The 21,478-nt window shown below is 39.0% G+C and carries 16 protein-coding genes and 2 other RNA genes; 7 read left to right on the top strand and 11 right to left on the bottom strand.

From position 1 onward, the window contains the following. Positions 1-25: 25 nt before the first annotated feature. Entirely contained in the window at positions 26-715 is a 690-nt protein-coding gene (locus AC21OG_RS00410; RefSeq protein ID WP_486546413.1) for a TetR/AcrR family transcriptional regulator, read from the top strand. 140 nt (positions 716-855) lie between these two features. Here AC21OG_RS00410 and AC21OG_RS00405 read toward each other — a convergent pair whose 3' ends face one another. Then, the gene (locus AC21OG_RS00405; RefSeq protein WP_487376977.1) at positions 856-2,829 is read right to left on the bottom strand and encodes a TonB-dependent receptor plug domain-containing protein; all 1,974 of its coding nucleotides are present in this window, start codon (positions 2,827-2,829) and stop codon (positions 856-858) included. 402 nt (positions 2,830-3,231) lie between these two features. On the opposite strand from AC21OG_RS00405, the gene AC21OG_RS00400 reads away from it, so the two are divergent. Further along, the gene (locus tag AC21OG_RS00400) at positions 3,232-4,932 is read left to right on the top strand and encodes a mechanosensitive ion channel family protein (protein ID WP_487376975.1); all 1,701 of its coding nucleotides are present in this window, start codon (positions 3,232-3,234) and stop codon (positions 4,930-4,932) included. A gap of 133 nt (positions 4,933-5,065) precedes the next feature. Here the strand turns inward: AC21OG_RS00400 and AC21OG_RS00395 are convergent, their stop codons facing one another. From AC21OG_RS00395 to AC21OG_RS00380, 4 genes are all read right to left on the bottom strand, one after another. Continuing rightward, entirely contained in the window at positions 5,066-5,797 is a 732-nt protein-coding gene (locus AC21OG_RS00395) for a Smr/MutS family protein (protein ID WP_486546416.1), read from the bottom strand. Between the two features lie 73 nt (positions 5,798-5,870). Then, complete coding sequence (gene trpC / locus AC21OG_RS00390; protein ID WP_487376973.1) at positions 5,871-6,725, bottom strand: indole-3-glycerol phosphate synthase TrpC; 855 nt, start codon at positions 6,723-6,725, stop codon at positions 5,871-5,873. A gap of 127 nt (positions 6,726-6,852) precedes the next feature. Next, complete coding sequence (gene trpD, locus AC21OG_RS00385) at positions 6,853-7,974, bottom strand: anthranilate phosphoribosyltransferase (protein WP_487376971.1); 1,122 nt, start codon at positions 7,972-7,974, stop codon at positions 6,853-6,855. A 222-nt stretch (positions 7,975-8,196) separates the two neighbouring features. After that, positions 8,197-8,952, bottom strand: coding sequence for an anthranilate synthase component II (locus AC21OG_RS00380; RefSeq protein WP_487376969.1), 756 nt, complete (start codon positions 8,950-8,952; stop codon positions 8,197-8,199). Positions 8,953-9,600: 648 nt separating this feature from the next. Between AC21OG_RS00380 and glnA the strand changes: the two genes are divergently transcribed. After that, positions 9,601-11,010 (top strand): type I glutamate--ammonia ligase, encoded by a 1,410-nt coding sequence (gene glnA, locus AC21OG_RS00375; protein ID WP_486546420.1) that lies wholly within the window; start codon positions 9,601-9,603, stop codon positions 11,008-11,010. Between the two features lie 236 nt (positions 11,011-11,246). Here glnA and AC21OG_RS00370 read toward each other — a convergent pair whose 3' ends face one another. Next, positions 11,247-11,978, bottom strand: coding sequence for an SIMPL domain-containing protein (locus AC21OG_RS00370; RefSeq protein WP_486546421.1), 732 nt, complete (start codon positions 11,976-11,978; stop codon positions 11,247-11,249). A 422-nt stretch (positions 11,979-12,400) separates the two neighbouring features. Between AC21OG_RS00370 and ffs the strand changes: the two genes are divergently transcribed. Continuing rightward, positions 12,401-12,497: signal recognition particle sRNA small type (gene ffs / locus AC21OG_RS00365), an RNA gene on the top strand. A 981-nt stretch (positions 12,498-13,478) separates the two neighbouring features. On the opposite strand, the gene ssrA is transcribed toward ffs, so the two are convergent. The 4 genes from ssrA to rpsF all read right to left on the bottom strand — a co-directional run bounded on the left by ssrA (position 13,479) and on the right by rpsF (position 15,174). Beyond that, positions 13,479-13,836: a transfer-messenger RNA gene (gene ssrA / locus AC21OG_RS00360) on the bottom strand. Positions 13,837-13,992: 156 nt separating this feature from the next. Continuing rightward, on the bottom strand, positions 13,993-14,496 hold the full coding sequence (gene rplI / locus AC21OG_RS00355) for a 50S ribosomal protein L9 (protein WP_487376967.1): 504 nt from the start codon (positions 14,494-14,496) through the stop codon (positions 13,993-13,995). Between the two features lie 19 nt (positions 14,497-14,515). Next, positions 14,516-14,743 carry a 30S ribosomal protein S18 gene (gene rpsR / locus AC21OG_RS00350; protein WP_007395263.1) on the bottom strand — a complete coding sequence of 76 codons (228 nt, stop codon included), beginning with the start codon at positions 14,741-14,743 and terminating at the stop codon, positions 14,516-14,518. A 26-nt stretch (positions 14,744-14,769) separates the two neighbouring features. Beyond that, positions 14,770-15,174 (bottom strand): 30S ribosomal protein S6, encoded by a 405-nt coding sequence (rpsF, locus tag AC21OG_RS00345; protein ID WP_486546423.1) that lies wholly within the window; start codon positions 15,172-15,174, stop codon positions 14,770-14,772. Positions 15,175-15,601: 427 nt separating this feature from the next. Between rpsF and AC21OG_RS00340 the strand changes: the two genes are divergently transcribed. Beyond that, complete coding sequence (locus AC21OG_RS00340; protein ID WP_487376965.1) at positions 15,602-16,306, top strand: NAD(P)H-binding protein; 705 nt, start codon at positions 15,602-15,604, stop codon at positions 16,304-16,306. A gap of 126 nt (positions 16,307-16,432) precedes the next feature. Beyond that, a complete protein-coding gene (gene rraA, locus AC21OG_RS00335; RefSeq protein ID WP_486546587.1) occupies positions 16,433-16,948 on the top strand; it encodes a ribonuclease E activity regulator RraA in 516 nt (171 codons plus the stop codon). 178 nt (positions 16,949-17,126) lie between these two features. Here rraA and AC21OG_RS00330 read toward each other — a convergent pair whose 3' ends face one another. Further along, positions 17,127-17,264, bottom strand: coding sequence for a hypothetical protein (locus tag AC21OG_RS00330; RefSeq protein WP_487376964.1), 138 nt, complete (start codon positions 17,262-17,264; stop codon positions 17,127-17,129). Between the two features lie 343 nt (positions 17,265-17,607). On the opposite strand from AC21OG_RS00330, the gene mfd reads away from it, so the two are divergent. Then, a complete protein-coding gene (gene mfd, locus AC21OG_RS00325) occupies positions 17,608-21,330 on the top strand; it encodes a transcription-repair coupling factor (RefSeq protein WP_487376962.1) in 3,723 nt (1,240 codons plus the stop codon). Positions 21,331-21,478: the final 148 nt, after the last annotated feature.

Genomic DNA, 21,478 nt, shown 5'->3' with positions numbered 1-21,478 from the left:
ACGTAAGTAGTTTAAGAGGACATTAATGTTATCCAATCCAGATGATTTAATTCAAGATATATTAGTTGATTCAGAGCTTGCTAAAACTCTTGTTCCCAATAAATTTAAGCACACCAGTAAACAGGGACGTGTTCGCCGTCAAAAGCTACTATTAAGCGCTCAAAAGCTTGGTAAGTCTCGTGATATTACTACCATAAGTCTTGCAGAAGTCTGTAAGGAGGCTGGCATACCACGGGCGTCTGCCTACCATTTCTTTCCCAATGTAGAGTCTATTTTTTTAGCCTTACGGTTTCTAAATTATATGGAAACTTATCAGAGCCTTGAGAAAATAGACGTAGCAGAACTGGATACGTGGCATGATTATATCGCTGAGATAATCTTACAGTCTGTAGAATTGTTCAATCTTGACCCTATTAAATTGAAACTTATGTACAGTGCAAATTTGCCAGATTTTGACGTTAGTGAGTTTGAGGATCTAGTCGATATTAACATTATCGAAACGATTGTCGAAAAAATTTCAAATTATTACGATGTATCTGAATATAAAGATATTCATGAACATGTATTAATTACTTATGTGATGATACATAGTATTTTCTCTTTATCATTTAAGAAATATAATAAAATTACTGAAAAAATGGCAAAGGAAGCATTACTCGTGTCTAAGGTCTATCTACGTTGTCATTTACCTGAGCATTTACCCCGTAAACTATAAATTTAAATTAAAGCTTTAACATAGATTTGAATCTATTTCATATAGGTCTTTTTTGGACTGAGAGATTAATACCAAAAAGCCACTCATTTAATGAGTGGCTTATATTGTTAGACCTCAATACTACATTTCAAATGATAAACTTATTGCCAAGTGTAGGTAAAAGAGGTAAAGAAGTTGGTACCATCATCTGAGCTATAACGAGTGCCGTAGGAGTCATTGGTTGAATAATCCTCATTCAAAAGATTATCAATTCTAGTCGTCATTGATAAATTAGGGGTTAGGTTATAATTAGCAGATAAATTCAAGAGTTGGTAGTCTTTAAGCTTATCGGTATTATTTGCACTAACAAAGCGACTACCTACATATTGAAGTTCGCCTCTTACATCAAACCTATCAGTTTGATAGCCAGCATAGACTAGTCCAGAGTTTTCAGGTCGATTTGGTAACTGATTGCCCTTGTTAGTATCGGATTTAATTTCAGTATCAGTATAAGAATACTGACCACCAAATATATAGTTATCTAAATACCAATCCGTCGTTAAGCTTATCCCTTGCAATTTAACGTCTTCAACGTTTTTTGCAACATATTTGCCACTAGTCTTTTCATATTCATTTTGAATAAGGTCTTTAACATCAGAGTGATAAGCTGTTAATCGAGTGTCATTAGTAAGAGTATTAAACTCTATAAAAACCTCACTGTTATCACTAGTCTCTACGTCTAAATTTGGGTTAGGAACATAGTAATTACTCTGAACATATAAGTCATTTAATGAAGGTGCACGAAATCCAGTAGCATAACTCGAACCTATTCTTAAATTGTCGGTAAGATTTAAAGCGCCACCTATACCATAAGTAGTTTCTGAATCAAACTGTGAATTATCGTCATGTCTTAAATTAGCTTGCAAATCAAATTTATTAGTACTTAACTGATATCCTAAATAGCCACTTTTTATAGTTCTATCATCCTCCAAAAAACCTTGGTAATTTGGTTCGGTTTTATTCGGTGTGACATCGACATCTTGTTTAAGCCATTCTACTCCAGCGATAGCTTTGCCTAAAGGTAAGGAGTATGTACCTGTTAGATTAGCTTGAGTTTGGTTGGTTTCAAAAGCATCACCTATATTGTTATCTAACTCATCCAAACTTTGGCCAACAGTTAGTTTCAAGCCTAGATCATTCTTATTGTAATCGGCAAATAACGAATAAGCTCCATTTTTTTGGTCTATATAAGCTCCTTTTACATTATTATAGTTATCAAAATCAGTAGTAGAATCACTATATAACGCATTTACACCCAGCATGATATTTTCAGATGGACTTGAACTCACTGAAATAGAACCATTATTGCTTTTAAAGCCGTCATCGTCTTTATTGTTGCCTGTTTGGTGAGTAATTGCACTAAAACCATCAGTTTCATTACGGCTTGCAGAGACACTCACAACTGTTGGATTTAGTCCATTATCAGTATTCGAAACCCATTGACCGGTGGCACCAACGATATAATGATTATTAGAACCATAGCCTATTGTTGCTGAGGCATTTGATTTTGTAGCATTGGAGCCTTTTGTGAAAATTTGAATAACACCGCCCATAGCATCTGAACCATAGATACTAGAACCTGATGCTCCATAAAGCACTTCAATACGTTCAACTTGATCTGATGGTAACAAGCTCAAAGCAGGTTGACCAGTTGTCATTGAGCCATAACGAATTCCATCTATCAAAACCAATACTCGTTTGCTATCGTAGCCTCGTACATAAAAGTTACTACTTTGACCCATCCCACCATCTTGCTTAAATGTAATACCTGGCTGATGTTTAAGAACATCGAGTACAGTTTGACCTTGATAGTGTTTTAACGCCTCATTATCGATTACACGTACTTGCGCAATGGTGTTATTTATCGCAGTAGGCGTACGCGTTGCTGTAACCGTTATAGCAGGGAATTCTGCAGTTGGATAGTCAGCTTCAGCCTCAATATCAGAGGTGGCCGCAAAAACTGAAGTACAGGCCAAAGAGCTGGTTAATATAGCGATGGCTTTTATATTTAGTGACACTGTATGTATTGAATAACAAACAAGGCTTTTGTATAAGTTGTTGTACGAGGTTTTCATAATCAGACCCAAAAAGTAAATAAGTTAACCATTAAGTAATAATGGCGTTATTATCTCTTATTAAAGCTAGAAATAAACCTTAATTAGAAGAATTTTACTCATGGTTTGTTAAATTCCACTCACCTAGAGTTATTTTTAGAGTATTTATGCATTATTGATAGTTTTAAAGTGATAGATTGATAGTTTTAAAGTAATAGTTTTAAAGCTATTTTCAAACAATCCAAGATTGTGCGAATTTAGAAGAATATTTTACTAAACCATTTTATAAGCTTGTCAGGTATTAAACTCATGCTAAAATTGTCGTTCTGAATATGTATCTGATTTTAGTACCCTATCAGTATATTTCGATTATTCTTATCATTCTTATTCTTATCTCTAAAACAAAAGCATTAGGTTGCCAAAATGTCTTTTATTAATAGCGCGACTGGACAGCACAGTGTCAAAAACGGTACTCCAAATCTAATATTTAAAATACTTATTTTAGTATTGTGCCTTGTTATTTCGTTAATTTCTTCCATAAGTGCTTTAGCAGCAGACCCTGATGCATCAACACAAAATAACTCAGTTACTGAAGAGATTGTAGATCCTTTTGGCAGGCAAACACCAAGGAGCACTATTCAAGGATTTATCAAAGCGTTAGGGGAAAATAATACGACATTAGCCTCTAATTACTTAAGTCTTAATCCGGGAGAGAACTCTGTTGAAGTGGTTCGTCAGGTTAAGTTGGCGCTTGATAAAGGCGGTAGACTAGATGCTGAATTACAAATTAACAATACACCAACAGGTAATTTAGCGGATCAATTACCTCCTGAACTTGAAAAAGTAGGCACAATAACCACACAAAACCAAATTATAGATATTGTTCTTGTTCGTAAAACAGCAGAGCATGGTAACTCTTATTGGCAGATGTCAGCGCAGACTTTACAGTCTATTAAAAATGCTAACTTATCGACTAACTCGACTATTATTGATAAATATACCTTAGATCCCTTAAAAAATAAGATGCTAGGGGGTTATAATCTTGCCGATATATTTGCGGTTTTTTTGCTGGCTCTATTTTGTATCTCGGTGTCTTATATTTTCTTTGGAATTTTATATTTATTCTTAAAAAACTACTATCCAAAAGTTCGTCATAGACCGCTACCTATTAATGCCAAATTCATTCTCCCTTTAGCCTTGGTAACCACCTCGATCATACTTTATGAAGTTATGGTCTATGCGGGAGTATCCGTGACGGTTCGAGAGCCAGTTAACCGTATAAAAGATATTGTTGGTTGGTTTGCTTCCACTTGGCTGCTATTAAGAATTGTGGATGCCATTTTCAACCGCGCAGAACGCCAGAGTTATAAACGCAATCTGACGGAAAGAGTATCGATACTAAGCTTAATGCATAAAATAGTTAAAGCGCTATTATTGATACTGGCATCGATATTTATTTTTGGGAATTTAGGCTTTGATCTAACAACAGGTATTGCAGCTTTAGGTGTGGGTGGTTTGGCACTGGCCCTAGGTGCGCAAAAGATGATCGAAAACTTAGTCGGTAGTGTGGTTGTCGTTGCAGATCAGCCAGTTAGAGTAGGGGATTACTGTAAGTTTGGACAGCTTGAAGGCACGGTGATAGATATCGGTATACGCTCAACTCGTCTGCGGACTTTAAACCGTACTGTGGTGACCGTGCCAAATGGCGACTTCTCATCTATGTCGATTGAGAATTTTGCGTCACGTGATATGTTCCATTTTTTACATAATATTTATATAAAAAGAGATGTTGATGCCGCTACTATTGAACAGTTTTTGAAAGGAATGAATCAATTTATTATTGATCATGAATATACAAACTCTGAATGGAATCAGGTCAGAATAGCAGAGCTACGTCAAGACTCTATGATGATTGAGATTCGTGCTTATGTTTATGCCAGTGGCGGACTAATGGAGTTTTATGAAATGCAGTCACAGCTTATCATTGAGATATTAAAAGAAGTAGAAAAGTATCCAGTTGAGCATGCATTAGCGACTTCAAGGGTAGTGGTAGAACCTACAGATTCGAATAAGCCAATTTCTAATGACCATCCTGATAGCGTTAATACAACGCCATTAAATTAAGCAGTCTACTTAATTCAGACTACTTAATTCAGACTACAAGGTTTAGAACGCTAAAAAGCAGCGATTTAAAAAGCCATTACGTCCTACAGTTAAAAGGACATAATGGCTTTTTAATACTCGTATCAAACATGTATTAGCTAAGATCAGGCTTTTTCTTTTTTAACAAAACCAGTACCGCGCCATTGCCGCCATCTTTAGGAGGTGCGGAACAAAATCCTAATACTTCAGGTAATTGACGTAGCCAGCCATTGACACATGTTTTTAAGACGGCGTCAGCACCCTTACCGTGAACAATTTTAACCACATTCTCATTGTTTTTCTTAGCTTGTGAGATTAATGATGTCATCGCCTCACGCGCTTCATCAATGGTACAACCATGAATATCTACTGCATCATACCAACGTAATTTACCCTGCTTAAGTTGGGTAAAAACTTTATTTTGGAGGGTAGGCGTTTTGTAAAGAAGATATGAATCTCCACTAACGGGATTAAGTAGTGCCTGCATATCTGACAAGCCAGCTTCAAGAGTATCAGACTCAGCCCCTTGTGCAGCTGCACGTTTTGATAATGTAGCAACATCAGGCTTAGTGCCTTTGGGTTTAGTCACATCTGATATGGTGTTATTGTCCTTTATAGGTTCAACCCCTGCCATCGCTTGCATAAACAGAACCTTGTCATCATCGATATGGGCACTGTCTAGTTGCTTGACTGTTTTTTCGACTTGTTTTTTAGTTGGTAGGGGAACTGGATCCGTTGGTTTTTCGTTCTCTGGATCAGACGGAGACGTGGCTCGACCTTTACTTAGCTCACTTTTTAGTGACTTGAGTTGTTCTTGAACTTCTTTTGAAAATAATGAGTTTGCCATAGTATGTACCGCTTAGATTAAATATGTGAATAAGTGGACTTTGCCTTAAAGTAAATAGTGTAAAGTCATAAATTTAAAGTGATTGTAGTAGTGTCGCTAAAGTCTGACCCGGGTTATCTGTTTTCATAAATTGTTCACCGATTAAAAAGCAGTTTATTTGATTATTCAACATCAGCTGCATATCCTCAGTATTATGAATGCCACTTTCAGTGACTAACAGACGTGGTCGTGAGTGAGTTGACACGTAATTATCAATAATGTCTTTTAGTTTAATGGACGTTTGCAGATCAGTATGAAAAGTATTCAAGTCTCGGTTATTGATACCGTAAATATTGTGCTCAGACTCTGGTAACTTTAACGCCCGCTTTAGCTCAGCTTGAGTATGTACTTCAATTAACACATCCATACCAAGACCAGTTGCAACTTGATGTAACTCCAGTAACGTCGCATCATCTAAACAGGCTACAATTAACAATATACAGTCTGCACCCATTAGATAAGACTCATATATTTGATAAACATCGATCATAAAGTCTTTACGTAGTACAGGAAGTTGGCAGGCCTCTTTGGCTTCCTTTAAATAGTGTGGGTGACCTTGGAAATACTGCTCATCGGTTAACACTGAGAGACAAGCCGCCCCTGCGTTTTCATATTGTTCGGCAATCAAGCTTGGGTCAAAGTTTTTTGAAATAACCCCTTTTGACGGTGAGGCTTTTTTAATTTCAGCAATAATGCCCGGCTTTCCCTCAGTTTGTTTACTAAGTAGCGCTTTTGCAAAGCCGCGTGTAGGACTAGTATTAGAGGCAAACAACTGTTTTGCCTCCGCCTCAATAGTGTCACTGTCTTTACTTGCTTTAGACGCCTTAATTTCAGCTTGTTTGGTAATGACAATCTTCTTTAGTATAGAAGGAATAACATCCTGTGTCATATTTTTGCTCGTTATCTGTCAATAAAATTAAAATAAAAAAAGTATTTTCAATAGTGATAAACGTAGGGGGTTTAAGAGTACGTAGTCGCTGTAAACGTAACGTGCACAACTCCAAACGTAGATAAACCTATGCTTTAAATGAGTGGGTATATTCAGCCAATTCTTGCATCTTCTCTAATGCTTTACCGCTATTGATAATGTTTTGAGCTTGATTGACCCCATTTGGAAAATTGCTGGCTAAACCTGCTACATATATAGCAGCGCCGGCATTTAGGGCAATCATATCGCGGGCTTTATTAATTTTGTTTTGATGAATACCGAATTCATTAGTGTCTTTTCCTGATAATGCCGATTGGATAAGCTGAAGGCTCTGTGTAGAAGAGTCGACACTGAGTCCTACTAATGTTTGAGATTCAATTCCTGCATCTTCAGGGAATATATCATAGACAGTGACTTCACCATCTTTTAATTCTGCCACTTTGGTACTTGTTGCTAAGCTAATCTCATCAAGACGGTCTTTTGAACCCACAACCATAACATGGTTCGCACCAAGGTTTTTTAGGACATGCGCAAGTGGCTCACACATGGCATCGGTAAAGACACCGACCACTAAGTTTTCAACACCCGCTGGATTGGTTAAAGGACCTAATATATTAAAAATAGTGCGTACTTTTAAAGCGCGTCGTACCGGAATCGCATATTTCATCGCGGTATGATGATTCGGTGCAAATAAAAAGCCAATTCCTTTGTCTTCAATACATTGACGGGTTTGATCTAAGCTGATATTTAAGTCAATGCCCGCTTGTTCCAATAAGTCAGAACTTCCCGATTTAGAAGAAACGCCACGGTTACCATGTTTGGCAACGGTTGCGCCGGCGGCAGCGGCCACAAAAGAGGAGGCAGTTGATACGTTAAATAAGTTACTACCATCCCCGCCAGTACCGACAATATCAACCATATTGCTACGGCCGTTAATCTTAAGTTTATTAGCAAAGTCGAGCATGACGCTGGCTGAAGCGGTTATCTCATCAATAGACTCACTTTTCATATTAAGGCCAGTGAGTAGGGCGCCCAACATAGCCTCAGAGCATCGACCATCCATAATGATTGTCATAACTTGACGCATTTCGGCTTGGGTTAAGTCGATACGTCTTAGAATACGAGACAGTGCGGTAGTTAAAATGTCGTGAACTTGATCATCCGTCATATTAGATGTGGAGTAGGGTGTAGTAGGGGTTGTTATCGTCATAATTTTATTTCAGTCATGGTTTAATGGAATGGAAGGCTATGTATTTATTGTTTTCTATTACGGTTTTCTATTAATGGTTTTCTATTATACATACTCAGGAACCGTCATGTTTTATCGCAAGTGTATTTATGAGTCTAAAAGGTCTAAATTACACCTATTTGTTTAAGAAGCTTATTTTAGGAGTTTGCCCAACATACCGTATTAAAGGCTAATACAAAAAACTTATAATAAGTTATGGTGAGTTAAAAAGTTATTAAATAACTGTAACCCAGCTGTGCTTAGTATAGATTCAGGATGAAATTGCACGCTTTCAATAGGGAGGTATTTATGCCGAAGGGCCATAATTTCCACTTGATCCATTGGCTGCTCATGAAAACTTCTAATATAACTGCTCATACTGTCAGTTGATGTATTATTGTTAGAAATATCTTTAATTAATAACCCATCAACTAATGCTGCATTTTTAAAAGCTTTAATATTTTGGTGATTTTGTTGAAGTTTATACTCTGTCGTTTTATTAGTATTTTGATTCACAGTCGTCCAGGCTGTCACAACGATATCATCTGGTACGGTATTGTTATCGACAATTAAGGAATGGTATCGGGTAAAAGGTGTCGGATTGTCTAACCCCTTAAATACCCCAAAATGGTCATGATAAATGAGAGAAGTACGGCCGTGCATGACTTTTTGAGCACGAATGATACTCGCTCCAAACACTTGAGCAATGGCTTGATGTCCTAGACATACTCCTAATAAAGGCAGCTTATCGGCAAAGTATTCGATACACTGGAGCGTGATGCCGGCGTCATTTGGTGTTCCGGGACCTGGACCAAGTACAATGGCTGTAGGCTGTAAACTGATAATATCTGTCAACTTAATTCTATCATTTTGATAGACGACTACTTCTGCGCCCAATTTCTGTAAATACTGCACTATATTGTAGGTGAAGCTGTCGTAATTATCTAAAAGTAGAATCATAAAATAGGGTCGCAATAATTATAGCAAGTGAGCAGTATGGCACATTGTGACTTTTGCAAAGACCTCAAAAATGCACTATAAAGTTTTATAGTTATGTAAATTGAACCAAAATAGTGCGTTAATTAAAGATTCGCACTATTCTGTTATGCACTATTTATGTACACTGTACCTAAATGGGTGCTAATACAAAAGCCTAATGAATGTGCTCATATGATAGAGATTTTTCTTATTAGCTAAGTTTTATAAGGGTACACCAACGCACTGACTGTGACTGGCTATAATTTATAATTATCTATTAACTAACTGGCTGACCAACTAACTAAAGAACGAACACTCTTACCAAATCACTAAAAGTTAAATCTGCTGATTTAAAAATGGCACGTCTATTGCATTACTATAATATATCAAAGTAGTGCGTGGATGAGAAACGTGTTTTAGGATGATGGGTAGATTTTTTAATGCTACTATTATTTTTGGACACTGTCACCTATACTGATTTTTGATAAAATGAAGATGATGTGCAAGCTTCCATAACTTATAAGCCTAAGTATAAGCCTAAGTACAGCATATTAATTTTACTTTGGTTGATAACTATCAACCTCATTATCAAGTTTTCTTGTTACTAATAAATAAATGGAGAGACATACAATGTCGAACAAACTATTTGACCTAATCAAAGAGTCTAATGCTAAATGGGTAGATTTTCGTTTTACGGATACCCGTGGTAAAGAACAACATATCAGCTACCCTGCAGACACCATCGATGAAGATGTCCTTGAAGATGGCAAAATGTTTGACGGTTCTTCAGTAGCAGGCTGGAAAGGCATTGAAGCGTCAGACATGATATTGCGTCCAGACCCTGAAACGGCATTTATTGATCCATTTTTTGATGCAACTACTGTGGTCGTTACCTGCGATATCATTGAGCCAACGACCATGCAAGGCTATGAGCGCGACCCACGTTCAATCGCTCGCCGTGCCGAAGAATATTTAAAATCAACAGGTATTGGCGATACCGCATTCTTTGGTCCAGAACCTGAGTTTTTCATTTTTGATGATGTGAAGTGGTCAATCGATATGTCAGGTGCTCGTCACCGTATCACTGCTGAAGAAGCCGCTTGGTCGACTGATAATGACTATGAGTGGGGCAATATGGCTCATCGTCCACGTGTTAAAGGCGGTTATTTCCCAGTACCTCCCGTTGATAGCTCACAAGACTTGCGTTCAGTCATGTGTCAGCGTATCGAAGATATCATGGGCCCAGACCGTGTAGAAGTGCATCACCATGAAGTAGCATCTTGTCAGTCAGAGATTGGTGTCTCTTTTAATACAATGGTTCGTAAAGCTGATGAAGTTCAACAATTCAAATACGTGGTTCATAATGTCGCGCATCAGTTTGGCAAAACAGCAACCTTTATGCCAAAACCCATCGTTGGTGATAATGGCTCAGGTATGCACGTCCATATGTCAATCTCAAAAGATGGCGTCAACACTTTTGCTGGTGATGAATATGCTGGACTTTCTGAAACAGCGTTATACTATATTGGTGGTATTATTAAGCACGCACGTGCACTTAATGCGATTGTTAATCCATCAACAAACAGTTATAAGCGCTTAGTGCCTCATTACGAAGCGCCTATTATGTTGGCTTATTCAGCGCGTAACCGTTCAGCGTCTATTCGTATCCCATACGTGAGCTCGCCAAAAGGCGTTCGTGTTGAAGCTCGCTTCCCAGATCCAACCGCTAACCCTTACTTAGCATTTGCTGCCCTATTAATGGCAGGCCTTGACGGTATTCAAAATAAAATACATCCAGGCGATGCAGCAGATAAGAACTTATATGACTTACCTCCAGAAGAAGAGGGTTCAATCCCAACGGTTGCTGAAAGCTTAGATGTTGCTCTTCAAGCCCTTAAAGATGACCATGAGTTCCTACTTAAAGGCGATGTATTCACTAAGAGTATGTTAGATGCCTTTATTGCTTTGAAAGAAGAAGAGTGTCAACGTTTGAATACCACGGTCCATCCTGTCGAATTTGATATGTACTACAGCTGCTAATTGTAATTAAAAATCACTTTAGATTATCTGCATTGTTATGTTTTGATGTAGGCAATGGTTTAATTTAAAAAGTGACTTTAAAAGTTAAAGATACTAAAAAACAAAACCCAGATCTCTTAGAGGTCTGGGTTTTTGAGGTATTAGGTTTAAAACCTTCAAAAGCTTACCGAACAGCTTTTAAGTTGGCAAAATTCTTAGAATAGGATTGAATAAAACTTATACGCTATGTCATTTCTCTATTTCAGCCAAGGTATTAGCTCAATAGTACCATTAGCAGTGACACTCAAACGGCTATTGCCCGCTTCAAAGTTTTGGGCAGGCACATTATTATTTGAACGTTCCATAGCTGTGGCAGATACCGCTAACATAGGCGGGTTATAATGGTTATTATTATTGATTGAGACATTTATAATTTTATAACCACTCATATCCCACGTTTGAGCTAATGATGACGCTTGTGCCTTAAATTCTAATGAAGCCTGTTTAATTAACTCCTTTTCGAGCTCTTTTTGTTTTTTCTCTGAGACGCCAAAATTAATATTTTGAATAACTAGGGTGTCTTGTAGCTTAGCAACCAGCTCGCTGGTCTTGGCAAAGTCATTACTCTTTAAGTTAATATTAACCGTACCTGTCCAGCCAGTAATCTTTCCCTCATCATTATATTGGGGGTAAGTATTTTGAGAACCTGTAGTAGCAGTAACTGTGGGATAGCGCTTAGCTATATTAAGCGCATTATTGATCGCTTTATTAAGCTCTGTTGCAAGCTGATTAGGGGTTGTCGCCTGAGCGTTTTTAGATAAGGTGGCAGTTACCTCGTCATTTTCAACGTCTTGTTCAGCATCAACGCTAAAACTTATTTGATTATAGCCTGTAGGCTCTGCATGAGCCGTGAGGCTGAAACACACTGTAGAGGCAAGAACCGCTAACAGTCCTAAACGTAATATGGGTTGTACGGGTGAATGTATCATCGTTAAACTCCTTTTAATATAAAAATAACACTATGAATGTCATTATAGGCAACTTTAAAGTAGACTTTTTTAAAGTATCTCTCTATTAACGACTAACGACATCATATCAATTACTTTTTATACAATAAGTGCAATCATTGTGAATAATGTTGCTAGCAAATATGCTTAATATATTCGACCTTAATATTAACTACAACTTCCGCAAATAACTGAATTTAAGCGCTTATAGTTGATTTAGGAGTGTTTATTAAACGTCTGGCGCCACCTTGCAAACAGGGATAATAAATATACCCCAGTTGCTTTAAATCTTAGTGCTGTGAAAGTCCTAATAAAGGTCATCTCAGCGTTAACTATCATAGGTTAATTTGATGAATAAACTTGATAAAAATGCGAGCTAATGTATAATACGTGCTTGGTGACTCTATTGGTAGCCTCGCAACATTGTACTATGAACCCCGCCAGGACCGGAAGGTAGCAACGGTAGTAGATACAATGTGTGCCGAGGATGTGCTGATGGGGTCATCTTTTTTTTGCCTAAAATTTGTCGTACCTATTATCATAAAGCTTGTCACTGCAGTAGTGACAAGCTTTTTTTATTAAAAATGATAAATGATATAAAAAACCAGGCATTAAGAATTTTTGCTTATTGTTAGACGATAATACGACCCGAGACAAAGAGGTGTTAAGGATAGCAAGTGCTCATTCGGATTTTGTTGATTGTTGTTCCCTTTTAGTCAAAAGTATCATACCTTTAAGTTGAAATGCACTAAATGTAGCTCAACCGTAACGTCTTGTCCAGCTTATAGTAAGTGGCAGTGCCAACCGCACTACTTAGTCCAGCCATTAAATAATAGATGATGGGCGCAACATGGGTGATAAAAAAATAAAATATTGAAAAGCCATAAACAAAACCAAATAAAGCGACTAAAGCTAACGTGTAATACTGAGTTTGTTTGAGAAAAGCCAGTGGTATAAGTGAGAAAAAATAAGAGGCTAAAGAAAAGAGATACCCAATACCTAGCATTTCGATATATACGTGAAACCAATTGGGTCCAAGCTATGGATACAAAGGTTGTGAGTGAATAATATAGTTGGAAAACATAAAAAATAGGGTAAAGAATAAGATGCCGACAAAAGGAGGTGTAACAATCTTAATGATCGCAATAAGTAATGTACTGAACGCCTTATAGCTCGCTGACAAGAATATAGCCTTATTGTATTGGTAATTTAATGGTTAAGAGTTCAAATATTTGGTTAGATGTTCAGCTTGTTTAGAAATTTTTTTTGTTTTAAATTTATAATAAGTATAGTGTCATTCATCATGACTATACTATTAATACTGACAAGCTAACAAATATACCATCAAATTAGAATATACTATCAAATATATATATCGAACTACTAAAAAGTTACGGTGTTAGCCTCGCTAAGCTTAATTCTGTCAAAATCCTGTCAAAAAAAAGCCCCTCGAATGAGGGGCTTTATTTTAATACTAGTATTTGGTGGAGATGGCGGGAGTCGAACCCGCGTCCGCCAGCACTACGCTCATGAATCTACATGTTTAGGGTCTGTCTTTGGCTTTAACCCGCACCGAACCGACAGTCAGGTTGGATAGGGCGATCCTTTAAGTTTGAACCTAAGTGACTAAGGCAGTCACTTAAGCGAACCCATATGCGTGCGCTTCAACTCATCTAACCCACTATGGGTAAAGGGCAGAGGAGTAAGCAGGGTTTAAGCTGCTAGAGCGTAAGTTTCGTCGTTTGCGACTATAACAATATATGTTTGATTAACGAGAGGACATATACTCTCGACATGCATCATTGAGTTTCATCACCAGCGTCGAAGCCAGAACATCCCCAATAGAACGAGATATTATACAGTGGAATAATAGGTAGAACAAGTCAATAGCCAGAGCTATTACACTAAATAACATATCTTTAACTATTAAAAAAGCCAGCCGAAGCTGACTTTTATTTTTAGAATCTTAACAAGCTAAATAGCTTGCTAATACAATTTACTCTTCTTCTTCAGTTTCCTGAGCGTCAGATGATGGTGCAGCTTGGACGTTACCATCTTCAGATAAGATAGTTACTAAGATATTAGCAAAGATATCATGATGAAGCTGGATATCAACGTTATATTCGCCCACTTGACGTAGTGTACCAGATGGTAACTTAACTTCAGAACGGTCAACTTCGATACCAGATTTGGTTAAGGCATCAGCGATATCGCGAGTACCAATAGAACCAAATAACTTACCATCTTCACCTGATTTAGCACGCATAATGACGTTAACGTCAGTAAGCGCATCTGCACGTTTTTGTGCAGCAGCTAATTCTTCAGCTTCAATCGCTTCAAGTTCAGCACGACGTGCTTCAAATTTTTCAAGGTTTGCTGGTGTAGCAGGTAAAGCCTTACCTTGCGGGATAAGAAAATTACGACCATATCCAGCTTTTACATCTACAGTTTCGCCAAGCTTACCAAGGTTGACGATACGCTGTAATAAAATAACTTGCATGAGTCACTCCTAAGTTGGCTTACTGATGATTGTCAGTGTATGGTAGCAATGCTAAATAACGAGCTTGTTTGATAGCAGTTGCTAGTTGACGCTGATATTTGTTTGATGTACCAGTGATACGGCTTGGTACAATTTTACCATTGTCACTGATGTATTGTTTTAGTAGCTCAACATCTTTATAGTCGATGTGAGTGATACCTTCAGCGGTGAAACGGCAAAATTTGCGACGGCGATAAAAACGTGCCATGGATGTTCTCCTTAAATGAGCTTAAATTAATCGTCAGAATAGTCGTTAGACTCATCATCATGATCGTTGCTAGAGTCTTCGCTGCGTGGCGTCTTACGAGCGCGTTTCTCATCAGCAGTTTTAGCTAGTTGAGAAGGCTCAGTAATCGCGTCGTCACGACGAACAATCAGACTACGAATAATCGCGTCGTTGTAACGGAATAGCTCTTCAAGCTCTTCTAAAGTTTTACCATCACACTCAATATTGAATAAGACATAGTGAGCTTTATGGATTTTATTAATTGGGTAAGCCAATTGACGGCGGCCCCAATCTTCAAGACGATGTACAAGACCACTGTTGTCTTGAACTAATTTGATATATCGCTCAACCATTCCGACAACTTGGTCGCTTTGGTCAGGGTGTACGATAAGCACCACTTCGTAATGTCGCATTTAAGACTCCTTACGGATTAGTAGCCATTGACCCCATGTCAACAGCAAGGAGATTTATAACAGATACCAATGTTATTACAAATTAATAAAACAGTAGGTATCTTAGTGAACTAAATAACTATTTGTCTGTATTTATGTCTATATTTGTCCATATTTAAAGGATAAATAGTCAAATGACAAACAAACCATTTACTTATTGCTATAAAGCGGCGGATTATATCAGTAATTAGTCATTTTAACAAGCTTTGTATCAAATGATTTCAAGAGTAAATTATCGATTGAGCCCTTAACTAAAAGGGTTTACAGTAACAGAAAGAAATTGTCTTTAGAAAGGATATATTTAGATATAATCAAGAGCTTTCTTATAAGTATTATTCAAGCGTCATCAAAGCGTCAATGAAGTATCGAAAAATAGGTAACCATAGATATGCAACGTAAAGCCATAATAATAGGCGCAACTGGTCTAGTCGGACGAAACTTAGTCAATCAGCTGAGCTTAATGTATGACAGTTTGATTATTATCGCCAGAAAACCACCCAAACAAATTTCGGCAAAGATGCAGTTTTATCAATTGGGGGATTTTACAAACCTCGATGAGATGATTACTAACATATCGATAGGTACTGATACCGATGCGTTTACATGCTTAGGAACCACAAAAAAACAAGCAGGTAGTGACGACAATTTTAAAAATATAGATTATAACTATAATTTAAATTTTGCTAAGATGTGTCGTAACAAAGGCGTAGAGCGTTTCTTTTTATTGTCTGCTTTAGGGGCTGATACACAAAGCCGGTTTTTTTATAATCGTGTCAAAGGTGAGCTTGAAAACGCAATCATAGAACTGGGGTTTAATGAATTGGTCATATTTAGACCGTCTTTATTACTCGGCAAACATAAAGGGCGAATACTAGAAAACAGTGCCCAAAGAGCCTATAAGCTGATATCACCACTTGTACCAAAAACGATGAAGGCACGACCTATTGAGGCCCAAAGGGTTGCTGCTGCGATAGCGCTGAGCGCTCAAAATATTCATGAGCGACATAAGTATATGCCGCGAGATAAGACGATTAACACTGTTACCGTGATTGAGAATAAAGAACTCCTTATGATGACTCAATTAAAGTCTTAAGCAAAAAATTTGAACGTGGGTACAACATAACTGATTCATACGATTTTAGAGGTTTAAATTCATAAACGAGCTTTTTATGCCCCTATCACTTAAGCCATAGCCTATAAGGAAATAACAATGACCGAGATGACCAAAACAAACTTTGTAACCTGCGACTTACTAGATGCCAATCCTGAAAGCCAAGTGTGCTTGCCCAATATAGAAGGTAAGTCATTTTACAGCTTTGGCGGTAAAGATAAGTTTTGCGGCGAGATCGTAACCGTCAAATGCTTTGAAGACAACAGCCGAGTTAAAGAGCTATTAAATAGCGATGGAAAAGATGCCAATGGGGAAGGCAAAGTGCTGGTGGTAGACGGTGGTGGCTCAATGCGCTGCGCGTTATTGGGGGATATGATTGCTGAATCTGCCATTAAAAACGGCTGGGCAGGGGTTATCGTTTACGGTTGTGTTCGTGATGTTGATGACATGGCGCAAATGGATATTGGCGTAATGGCGCTAGGGTGTATTCCTCGCAAATCAACGCGCCGCGGTGAAGGACAGACCGATATCGAAATCAATTTTGGTGACTTGAGTTTAAATTCTGGCATGTTTGTTTACGCCGATAACAACGGTATTATCGCCAGTGACAAGCCCCTTATTTAGGTCGTTTTGGCGAGATCTTAAACAAATAGATTTTGATAATTAAGGCGACTGGAGAGTATATATGACGCCTTTACACCCGTAAAAACTTATTGAGTTAAAATCTAATAAGCCAACATAGCTCAGCACTTGCTATGTTGGTTTTCTCTATGCCATCTATTATAGACTACTTAATGTAGAGCTATTCATGCTTTTCGCTACTATCTTGACTCGCACTGTGGCGTGCGCTAAAGGCATGTGCCGTTCCTGCTGCCACGATACCGTCACTTGCCAAGCGCACGCACCACAGTGCATTGCCAAGTATATCCGCTTCAATCATGGCTAAACCGCGTTTGTGGTCAAACCATTCATGCAAGTTAGAATTTTGCCTATGAAGATGACTCTTGCAGAATACTTTTTCAGACTACCAAACTATAGTCGTAGTCAGATAAATGAGGTACAAGGCAATCGAGTGTAAGTACTACTGGTGTAGGCTAAGCAAGATTAACACCGTAACTTTTTTATATGGCTATGACTATAATGAACAATTACCACGCCAATTTGAATTGGTACTTATTACTTTTATTCGTATAATAGACACCCTAAAAAGCGCTTTACTATAAGCCCCTAAACGTTACTTTATTTGACAAACTGGCCTTTCACAAGGATAAAAACCACCCGTTATGCCGAACCTAATTGAGCATCCCTTAACTGATATCTTTACCCCAACTAATGAAAAGATTTTCCCAATTGATAAAAATCAAAAACGTTGGCTGTATCCAGCTCATGCGGCGGCAGGCAGCCTATGGTTAGCCAGTCTCACAGATTGTCCTGTGGCCAATGTAGAAAACCGCCTAAAGGTGGTAGTAACGAAGGATCAAAACCAGCTCAATCAAATAGAAACTGAATTGGCGTTCTGCGGTGTGGATGCCTATGTTTTCCCTGATTGGGAAACATTGACTTATGATGAGCTCTCGCCGCATCAGGATATTGTCAGCGAGCGTATTAATCTACTGACCGATATGCCCAAAAGCGGCATATTACTCATTAGCATTCAAACGTTAATGCAACGTGTCGCACCACCAAGTTGGTTAATCGGGCAACATTTTGACTTAAGCGTGGGCGAAATTTTTGACATCGACGTTCAACGGTCTTTATTGGCATCGGCAGGCTATCGTGCGGTTGATAATGTCTTTGAACCGGGCGAGTTTGCGGTTCGGGGTAGTGTGGTTGATATCTTTGCGATGGGTCAGCCGTTTCCACTGCGATTAGATCTGTTTGATAATGAAATTGAGACCATACGCTTTTTTAACCCGCAAACACAGCGCACACTATCGACCCAAACACTGATGGATTTAGTCGCTGGCAAATCAGATTCGGATAGTGCCAATCAACATGATCTGACAGTAGAGTCGCTGTCTTTATTACATAAGCTACCTGATGTCTCAAAACCTATTACCCAGTTTCAGGTGCTCCCTGCCAAAGAGTTTCCTTTAGAAGAAGGACGTGAAATATTTCGGAATAACTTCGCTGCTATGTATCCTAAAGCCAGTAGTCGCAAAGTCGAAGTCCACAAAGATGTTATGGCAGGTATTGCCAGCAGTGGCCTTGAATATTATCAACCCTTGTTTTTCGACTTAGATGACTGGTCGCAAACCGGGCATTTATTTTCCTATTTTCCAAAAGATGCGTTATTTATCATTGATGAAAATACGACTGAATTACAAGCCGATTACTGGTCACAGATTCAACGCCGTTATGAAGAGCGTCGTCATGATATTGATAAGCCGATCGTTGAGCCTAAGCTGCTGTATTTACCGAGCAATGAGCTTCATGAGAAGCTAAATGCGTATCCGCGAATTATTTTGAGTCAAACTGACTTATCAAAAGCAGACTCCGATTCAGATTCAGAAGACAACACCCAAAGCGGTAAGGTACGCCTACCGGTGTCACTGCCACCTGAGCTTCCCGTACAACATCAAAAAGCAGAGCCACTTCAAGAGCTTCTTACTTATGCAAACGGAACATGGCAGGAAGACAACTCAAAGCGACGTCCTATATTGGTCGTTGCAGAAACGGCAGGACGTCGAGAGATCTTGTTAGAAGTATTCAAGGGTAAGCTTACGGTTCAGACGTTTGAGAACTTACAGCAGTTTTTAACCAGTGAATTGTATCAACATCCTGACTCACTACAGAGCGAAACAAGACCAACGGTGGGCTTGACCATTGCGCCTATTGAGCGTGGTGCTGTAATCGACCAACACCTGTCTATTGTCAGTGAAACTCAGCTATTCGGCAGACAGGTGTTACAGACTCGTCGGCGCCGTCAAAGCGATGTCTCAGAAGAGTTTTTGGTAAAAAGCGTCACAGAATTGACTGAAGGTAGTCCGGTTGTGCATATCGATCAAGGTATTGGACGTTATCATGGTTTGATTACCTTAGATGCCGGGGAGGGTGAACAAGAGTTTATTCATTTAAAATATGCTGACGACGCCAGTATCTATGTACCGGTAGCCAATTTACAGTTAATCAGTCGTTATAGTGGCGGAGACCCAGCTTTGGCACCACTGCACAAGATTGGTAGTGGTAAATGGGATAAGGCCAAACAAAAGGCGATGGAACAAATCCACGATGTCGCCGCTGAGCTATTAAATATCCAAGCCCGTAGACAAGCCAAAGAGGGCATCCACTTTACGGTTGATACCGCCCAATATGAGTTATTTGCCAGTCAGTTTGCCTTCGAAGAGACACCAGACCAGGCCAATGCTATCGATGCGGTGATGCACGATATGAAACAAAACAAACCTATGGACAGGCTAATCTGTGGCGATGTGGGGTTTGGTAAGACTGAAGTGGCGATGCGAGCCGCTTTTATTGCGGTTAACAGTGGTTATCAAGTCGCTGTACTAGTGCCCACTACGCTACTTGCCGGCCAACATGAAGACAACTTTAAGGATCGGTTTGCAGATTGGCCGATTCGGGTTGAGACCTTATCGAGATTTGGCGGTAAAAAATATCAAGATAAAGTGTTACAGGAGCTCGCAGAGGGCAAAGTAGATATCGTGATTGGTACTCATAAGCTGCTGCAAAAAGACGTTAAGTTTGCCAACTTAGGCTTGATGATTGTCGATGAGGAGCATCGCTTTGGGGTACGTCATAAAGAGCGTATTAAGGCTATTCAAAGTGACGTAGATAGCTTATCAATGACGGCAACACCGATTCCGCGGACACTAAATATGGCGCTTACTGGTATGCGTGATATGTCTATTATCGCAACCCCACCCGCACGTCGTTTAGCGATTAAGACTTTTGTCATGCAAAAGTCTAATCAGCTGTTGAAGGAGGCGATATTACGTGAGCTATTGCGCGGCGGGCAAGTCTACTTACTGCACAACGATGTCGCCAGTATTGAACGCATGGCAGAAAATATTCGTGAGCTGGTACCAGAGGCTCGGGTTGGGGTGGCGCACGGCCAAATGAATGAGCGTGGTCTTGAACAAGTCATGCAGCAGTTTTATCACAAAAAGTTTAATGTCCTAGTGTGTACCACGATTATTGAAACGGGTATTGACGTACCAAATGCAAACACCATCATTATTGAACGTGCTGATAAGTTTGGTTTGGCGCAGCTGCATCAGCTTAGAGGCCGTGTGGGACGCAGTCACCATCAGGCATATTGCTATCTGTTAGTGCCATCCGTAAAAGGGCTTAAAGGCGATGCTAAAAAGCGTCTAACTGCCATTGAGCGCGCCAATACACTGGGTGCAGGCTTTATGCTGGCAAGTGAAGATTTAGAAATTCGAGGCGCTGGTGAGATCTTAGGCAAACAGCAAAGTGGCAACATGCAGGCCATTGGTTTTAGTCTGTATATGGATATGCTAGAGCGTGCGACTAAGGCCATTAAAGCAGGTAAAGAGCCTGATTTAAACACACCCTTGTCCTTGACCAGTGATATTAATTTACATTGTTCAGCGCTTATACCAGAGGACTATGTCAATGATGTGCCGCAGCGTCTTTTATTCTACAAACGTATTAGTAATGCCGATGATAAAGAGATGCTAACCGACATTCGTACGGAAATGATCGACCGCTTTGGTGGATTACCCGATCAAGCCAAGCAGCTGTTTGCGATACATCAATTAAGAGTGCAGGCTGAGCCGCTGGCTATCTTTAAGATTGATGCAACGTCTAACAGTGTGGTTTTAGAGTTTGCACCGGATACCCCAGTAGATGCGCTGGCCATCATTCAATTGATTCAATCAGATGGTAACCGCTATCGTATGAACGGGGCATCAGGGATACGCTATACTAATCCTGACAAGTTAGATACCCCGCAAAAACGAGTCGAAGTCGTTCGTGAATTATTGACTCACTTTGCTAAGCATGTCTCAAAAGATAACCCCTAATGTTGTCGTCTAAATATGTCAAAGTGTGAGCTATATCATAAAAGCGTCATGTTTGTTTAATACAGGTGTCATCAAATACACGTATCGTATACCCATCCAATAGAGGAGAATAAAAATAAAGAGGAGAGGACATGATGACAACAATGAG

Source organism: Psychrobacter sp. CX5 (assembly GCF_057621535.2).
The sequence above is the reverse complement of the archived record's forward strand: the minus strand, read 5'-3'. Positions and strand labels throughout refer to the sequence as shown.